The 7,160-nt window shown below is 62.1% G+C and carries 4 protein-coding genes and 2 pseudogenes; all 6 read left to right on the top strand.

Annotated elements, in window-relative coordinates; all coding sequences use genetic code 11:
* Positions 1-277: 277 nt before the first annotated feature.
* Positions 278-487 (top strand): annotated as a pseudogene (locus AC3VI7_RS11700) (GIY-YIG nuclease family protein); the annotation flags it as partial.
* 186 nt (positions 488-673) lie between these two features.
* Positions 674-1,678: a methylmalonyl Co-A mutase-associated GTPase MeaB gene (meaB, locus tag AC3VI7_RS11695; RefSeq protein WP_489671146.1), complete on the top strand. Its 1,005-nt coding sequence runs from the start codon at positions 674-676 to the stop codon at positions 1,676-1,678.
* 27 nt (positions 1,679-1,705) lie between these two features.
* Complete coding sequence (locus AC3VI7_RS11690) at positions 1,706-3,238, top strand: acyl-CoA carboxylase subunit beta (protein ID WP_489671141.1); 1,533 nt, start codon at positions 1,706-1,708, stop codon at positions 3,236-3,238.
* Positions 3,239-3,262: 24 nt separating this feature from the next.
* A complete protein-coding gene (locus AC3VI7_RS11685; RefSeq protein ID WP_489671140.1) occupies positions 3,263-4,915 on the top strand; it encodes a sulfatase-like hydrolase/transferase in 1,653 nt (550 codons plus the stop codon).
* A gap of 29 nt (positions 4,916-4,944) precedes the next feature.
* Complete coding sequence (locus AC3VI7_RS11680; RefSeq protein ID WP_489671139.1) at positions 4,945-7,020, top strand: acetyl-CoA carboxylase biotin carboxylase subunit; 2,076 nt, start codon at positions 4,945-4,947, stop codon at positions 7,018-7,020.
* Between the two features lie 9 nt (positions 7,021-7,029).
* Positions 7,030-7,160 (top strand): annotated as a pseudogene (locus tag AC3VI7_RS11675) (VOC family protein); the annotation flags it as partial.

The following is a 7,160-nucleotide window of genomic DNA, read 5'->3' as shown; positions in this document are numbered from 1 at the left end:
AGCTCAAAAAGCAAGGTGCCGACGACATCATCGTCTTCGCCGGCGGCGTGATCCCGGCGCAAGACTACGGCTTCCTCTATGACGCCGGCGTCAAAGGCATCTTCGGTCCCGGCACCCCGATCCCCGCTTCGGCCAAGACGGTGTTGGATCAGATCAGGGCCGCCGTGCAAAGCTGACCACCCATTCAGATCAAGCTCTCACCCGTTCGCTGCGAGGGATGACTCCCTGGGTCCGTTCGGGCTGAGCTTGTCGAAGCCCAAGCCGCTCTCATCACCGCATGAAACCCTTTTTCGTCTACCTTCTGCGCTGTGCCGACAGTTCGTACTACTGCGGGCAGACGGACAACATGGAGCAGCGTCTTGCGCAGCACGGTGCGGGCGAAATGGGCTACACCGCGACCCGCAAGCCGGTGACCTTGGTCTGGCAAGGCGAGTTCGAGACCCGCGAAGGTGCCATCGCTTTCGAGCAACAACTCAAAGGTTGGTCTCGCGCCAAGAAAGAAGCCTTGATCGCCGGGGACTGGGGGCAGATCCAAGAGCTGGCGCGGTCCAAGGCATCCACCGTCTCACCCCCACCCGTTCGCCCTGAGCTTGTCGAAGGGCCCATGCATACCGTTCGGGCTGAGCCTGTCGAAGCCCAAGAGGCCCTTCGACAGGCTCAGGGCGAACGGGACATGGATCAAGCGCTCTTCGAAGCGATCCTCCATGGCACAGCGCCAGCCCAGCGCCGTGGCATGGCCAAGACGATCACGTTGTTGGAATCGACCCGGGCCGATCACCGCGCTCGGGCCGATGCGTTGCTGACGGCGTTGCTGCCGCACACTGGCCGCTCGTTTCGTTTAGGGATCTCGGGGGTGCCCGGGGTCGGTAAATCGACCTTCATCGAAGCGCTGGGCCTGTACCTGATCGGCCTGGGCCACAAGGTGGCGGTGCTGGCGGTGGACCCTTCAAGCAGCGTCTCGGGTGGCTCGATTTTGGGCGACAAGACACGCATGGAGCAGCTCTCGGTGCATCCGAGCGCCTACATCCGTCCCAGCCCCAGCAGTGGCACGCTGGGCGGCGTGGCCGAGAAAACCCGCGAAGCCATGTTGGTGTGTGAAGCGGCGGGCTACGACATCGTCATCGTCGAGACCGTGGGCGTCGGCCAGAGCGAAACGGCCGTGCAGGGCATGACCGACATGTACACGCTCTTGCAGTTGCCCAATGCGGGCGACGACCTGCAAGCCATCAAAAAAGGCGTGATGGAGCTGGCCGATTTGGTGGTGATCAACAAAGCCGATATCGATGCCGCCGCCGCCACCCGCGCCCAAGCGCAAATCGTCTCGTCCCTGCGGCTGCTGGGGATGCACGGCCACCATGGCATGCCCAGCGGCGAAAGCTGGCAGCCCCAAGTGATCCAACTCAGCGCGCTTAAAAACGTGGGTGTGGATCGCTTCTGGGTTCAGGTGAGTCGCTTTCGGGCGCTGCAAAGCGCCAACGGTCGGCTGGCCACACGCCGCCAGCAGCAAGCCCAGGCGTGGATGTGGGACACCATCCATGCCGAATTGCGCCTTCGTTTTTCGCATCACCCTGCCGTGCAAAACGCACTGGCACAGACCGTGACGGCCGTCGGCAGCGGTCAGTTGGCAGCCTCTACCGCTGCGCGCCGACTGCTGACGCTGTTCACGGCAACGTCATAACACCCCTCCCCCATCACCGGAGACACCATGCACGACATCAACGTATTGCTCGATAAGAAACGCGCTGCGGCGCGCCTGGGTGGCGGCCAGCGCCGCATCGACGCTCAGCACGCCAAGGGCAAGCTGACAGCGCGCGAGCGCATCGAATTGCTGCTGGACGAAGGCACCTTCGAAGAATGGGACATGTTCGTCGAACACCGCTGTGTCGATTTCGGCATGGCCGACACCAAGATTCCGGGTGACGGCGTGGTCACCGGCTACGGCATGATCAACGGCCGCTTGGTCTTCGTTTTTAGCCAAGACTTCACCGTCTTCGGCGGCGCTTTGAGCGAAACCCACGCTGAAAAAATCTGCAAGGTCATGGACCAAGCGATGAAGGTCGGCGCACCCGTGATCGGCCTGAACGACTCGGGCGGCGCACGCATTCAAGAAGGCGTGGCCAGCTTGGGCGGCTACGCCGACGTGTTCCAAAAGAACGTGTTGGCCTCGGGCGTGATCCCGCAGATCTCGATGATCATGGGCCCTTGCGCGGGCGGGGCGGTGTATTCGCCCTCCATGACGGACTTCATCTTCATGGTGAAGGATTCGAGCTACATGTTCGTCACCGGCCCCGAAGTGGTGAAGACCGTGACGCACGAAGACGTGACGGCCGAAGAGCTGGGCGGCGCTTCCACCCACACCACCAAGAGCGGCGTGGCGGATCTGGCCTTCGAGAACGACGTCGAAGCCTTGATGATGCTGCGGCGCTTCTACAACTACCTGCCACTGAACAACCGCGAAAAGCCCCCGGTACGCCCGAGCGGGGACCCGGCTGCACGGCTCGACTACTCGCTCGACACCTTGGTGCCGGAGAACGCCAACAAGGCTTATGACATCAAGGAATTGATCGTCAAGGTGGTCGATGACGGCGAGTTCTTCGAGCTGCAACCCGACTACGCCGCCAACATCGTCATCGGTATGGCGCGCATGGAAGGCCAAACGGTCGGCATCGTCGCCAACAACCCGCTGGTGCTGGCCGGCTGCTTGGACATCAAGAGCTCCATCAAGGCCGCGCGCTTTGTGCGCTTTTGCGACGCCTTCAACATCCCTGTGATCACGTTTGTGGACGTGCCAGGCTTCATGCCGGGCACCAGCCAAGAGTACGGCGGCATCATCAAGCACGGTGCCAAGTTGCTTTACGCCTACGCCGAATGCACGGTCCCGAAGGTGACGGTGATCACCCGCAAGGCCTATGGCGGCGCGTATGACGTGATGGCTTCCAAGCACCTGCGCGGCGACGTCAACTTCGCTTGGCCGAACGCCGAAATCGCCGTGATGGGGGCCAAGGGCGCGGTGGAAATCATCTTCCGCGAGGACAAGGGCGACCCGGCCAAGCTCGCGGCCAAGGAAGCCGAATACAAGGCGCGCTTTGCCAACCCGTTTGTGGCGGGCGCACGCGGCTTCATCGACGACGTGATCCAGCCGCACGAGACGCGCAAGCGCATCTGCCGCTCGCTGGCCATGCTCAAGGACAAGAAGCTGGAGAACCCGTGGCGCAAGCATGGGAACATTCCGCTCTAACCCGAGCCCCAGCCCACACATCGCATGAGACGTCTATTCACCTTCAGCCCAAGACCTGCTAGAGGGCATGTCACCGTCACCCCGTCGCGCCTGATTTGGCTCTTTACGGTGGCGAACCTGCTCGCTTTCCATCTACCGCTGCTGAGTTATCTGCGCAGCACGGTGGCTTTGGGCAGCCCGCTAGGGCTGGGGGTGTTGGTCATTTTGGTGTGTTTGTCCACGATGTTGATGTGGCTGGTGCTGGGGGGTGCAAGCCTGCTCTCGCCCCGACTCATCAAGCCCTTGGCGCTGATATTCTGCTTGGTCAATGGCTTGGCGCTCTACGCCATGAACAGCTATCAGGTGGTGCTCGACCAAGACATGATCAGCAATGTCTGGAACACCAACAGCGCTGAAGCCACGGCCCTGTTCCACCCCAAGCTGTTGATCTACCTCGCCTTGGCGGGCGTGCTGCCGGCGTGGTTGGCGTGGAAGCTGCCCTTGGCGGCTGAAAGCCGTCTACGGCGTGCGGTCCATGGGCTGGTGACTTGGGTGGTAGGCGGCTTGATCGTCTTCAGCCAATCCAGTGCTTGGCTGTGGATGGATCAAAACGCCAAGGTCGTGGGTGGCTTGATGCTGCCGTGGTCGTACACCATCAACACGGCCCGGCATCTCTCAGAACAGCACGACGCGCACCGCCAGCTGGCACAACTACCACCGCTGATTTGGCAAAATCCATCGGCCACGTCCAAGCCCGTCACGGTGGTGCTGGTGATCGGTGAGTCGGCCCGCGCGCCCAACTTCTCGCTCTACGGCTACGCCCGCGAGACCAACCCGAAGCTCAAGCAGCGTCAGGCCCAAGCACCCGCGCAGCTCCAAGTGCTACCGCTGGCGCATTCGTGCTCCACCTACACGACCCGCTCGCTGGAGTGCATCCTCGCGCATCAACCCCAAGCCACCTCGATCACGCACGAAGTGCTGCCCGCTTACTTGAGCCGTTCCGGGCAAGTGGATGTGGTCTGGCGCAGCCGCAATTGGGGCGAGCCGCCCATGACCGGGGTGAATGTGATTCGGGGTGACGCCTTGGCGGCGCTGTGTGTGCCGCCGCAATGCACTCGGCCCGATCTGGACGACAGCCTGATCGCTGGTCTGGAGCAAGACATGGTGCGTGCTGGCCCCCAACGCCAGCTGATCGTGCTGCATCAAGCCGGCAGCCACGGCCCCGAATACCACAAGAAGTACCCAGCCGACTTCGCCAAGTTCTTACCCGCCTGTGACTCGGTGGATTTGAAAGCGTGCAGCTTTGAGGCCCTGGTGAACGCCTACGACAACAGCGTGGCCTACACCGACGATCTGCTTGATCGACTGATCAGCACCTTGGAGCGCCAAACAGCGCGCCGCACCGTGCTGATCTACCTCTCCGACCACGGCGAATCGTTGGGCGAAGGGGGCTGGTACTTGCATGGCGCGCCCGACATGCTGGCCCCCAAAGAGCAAAAAGCGATCCCCTTTTTGGTCTGGATGTCGCCGGCCTTTGCCCAAGATTTCCGCGTTAAGCCAGAGCGGCTGAGGGGTACGCCTAACGCACCCAACACGCAGGGCCTGATTTTTCACAGCGTCTTGGGTGCCTTGGGCGCGCGTAGCCCCGCTTATCTGGCTGAGCAAGACATTTTTGAAGCCCAAGGCTCCCGCCCATGAGCCCCTCCTTTCCATTTTGAGGCCTGACCATGTTCACGAAAATCCTGATCGCCAATCGCGGCGAAATCGCCTGCCGCGTCATCAAGACCGCTCAGAAAATGGGCATCAAGACCGTCGCGGTGTACTCCGAAGCCGACAAGGACGCGCGTCACGTTGAGCTGGCCGACGAGGCCGTGCTGCTGGGCCCCGCGCCGAGCCGTGAGTCCTACCTTGTGGCCGACAAAATCATTGCAGCAGCCAAGGCCACCGGCGCGCAAGCTGTGCATCCGGGCTACGGCTTTTTGTCAGAGAACGCGGCCTTTGCCAAGCGCTGCGAGGACTCGGGGCTTGCCTTCATCGGCCCGCGCTACTTCAGCATCGAGGCCATGGGCGACAAGATCGCCTCCAAGAAGCTGGCCCATGCCGCCCAAGTCAGCACCATTCCCGGCTACAACGACGCCATCGACACGCCTGAGCAAGCCGTCGAGATCGCCAAGGGCATCGGCTACCCCGTGATGATCAAAGCCTCGGCCGGCGGCGGTGGCAAGGGCTTGCGCGTGGCGTTCAACGACAAGGAAGCTTTTGAGGGCTTCTCGTCGTGCCGCAACGAAGCGCGCAACAGCTTTGGCGACGACCGCGTCTTCATCGAGAAGTACGTGCTGGAGCCGCGCCACATCGAGATCCAAGTGCTGGGCGACTCGTTCGGCAACGTGATCTACCTCAACGAACGCGAATGCTCGATCCAGCGCCGTCACCAAAAGGTGATTGAGGAAGCGCCCTCGCCCTTCATCTCGGACGCCACCCGCAAGGCCATGGGTGAGCAAGCCGTGGCGCTGGCCAAGGCGGTGAAGTACCAAAGCGCGGGGACGGTGGAATTCGTGGTCGGCAAGGACCAAGACTTCTACTTCCTCGAAATGAACACCCGCTTGCAAGTCGAGCACCCGGTCACCGAGTGCATCACCGGCCTGGATCTGGTCGAGCAGATGATCCGTGTCGCTGCGGGCGAAGCGCTGAGCATCAAGCAAGAAGACGTCAAGCGTGAAGGCTGGGCGATGGAATGCCGCATCAACGCTGAAGACCCGTTCCGCAACTTCCTGCCCTCGACCGGCCGCTTGGTGAAGTACCAGCCCCCGGCAGCGGATCTGGAGCAATCGGTCCCGACCTTGCAAGGTCCGGCCTACGCGGGCAACAACTTCGGCGGCGTGCGGGTCGATACCGGCGTCTATGAAGGCGGCGAGATCCCGATGTTCTACGACTCGATGATCGCCAAGCTGATCGTCCACGGTCGCGACCGCCATGAGGCGATTGCCAAGATGCGCGAAGCCCTGAACAGCTTCTTGATCCGTGGCATCAGCTCGAACATCCCCTTCCAAGCGGCCTTGCTGGCGCACCCCAAGTTTGTGACGGCCGAGTTCAACACCGGCTTCATCGCTGAGCACTACGGCAAGGGCTTCAAGGCCGAAGACGTGCCGCACGACGACCCGCTGTTCTTGGTCGCCTTGGCCGCTTTCGTGCGCCGCAAGGCTAGGGAGCGCGCCGCAGGCATCAGCGGTCAACTGCCGGGTCACGGCGTCAAGAACACCCCCGACTTTGTGGTCGTGGTCTTGGGCGAAGAAGGCAACAACGTCTATCACGACGTCAAGGTCAGCAGTTACGACAACAGCACCGGCTCGGCCAATGTGCTGGTGGGCGACAAGACCTACGCCATCCGCAGCCACACCAAACTGGGCGAAGCCCTGATGACCGGCCTGTGCAACGGCACCCCTTTCAGCGCCCAAGTCGAACGCGGCCAAGGCAAGCGTGCGCTGGCCCTGCGCGTGGCGCACAACGGCACGCAGATCGACGCCTTGGTGCTGTCGCCGCGCGCTGGCTCGCTGATGAAGCTCATGCCCTACAAGGCACCGCCCGACACCAGCAAGTCGCTGCTCTCGCCCATGCCGGGCCTGCTGGTCAACATCGCCGTCCAAGTCGGTCAAACCGTCCAAGCCGGTGAACGCCTGGCCGTGATCGAAGCGATGAAGATGGAAAACATCCTCACCGCCCCCCAAGACTGCAAAGTCGCCGAAGTCCTGGCCAAAGTCGGCGAAAGCCTGACCGTAGACCAACCGATCCTGCGGTTCGAGTGAGGCCCCGTCATGCGCAACAAACCTTTCAAGATTTTGGGCATTCAGCAGATCGCTATTGGCGGGCCGGATAAGCAGCGGTTGAAGACGCTGTGGGTGGATATTTTTGGCTTGGCGGTCAAGAGCACTTTTGTGTCGGAGCG

The sequence above is a fragment of the Leptothrix toolikensis (SeqCode) genome, from assembly GCF_057922285.1.
Note: the sequence above shows the minus strand (reverse complement) of the source record. Positions and strands in the feature narration are given on the sequence as shown.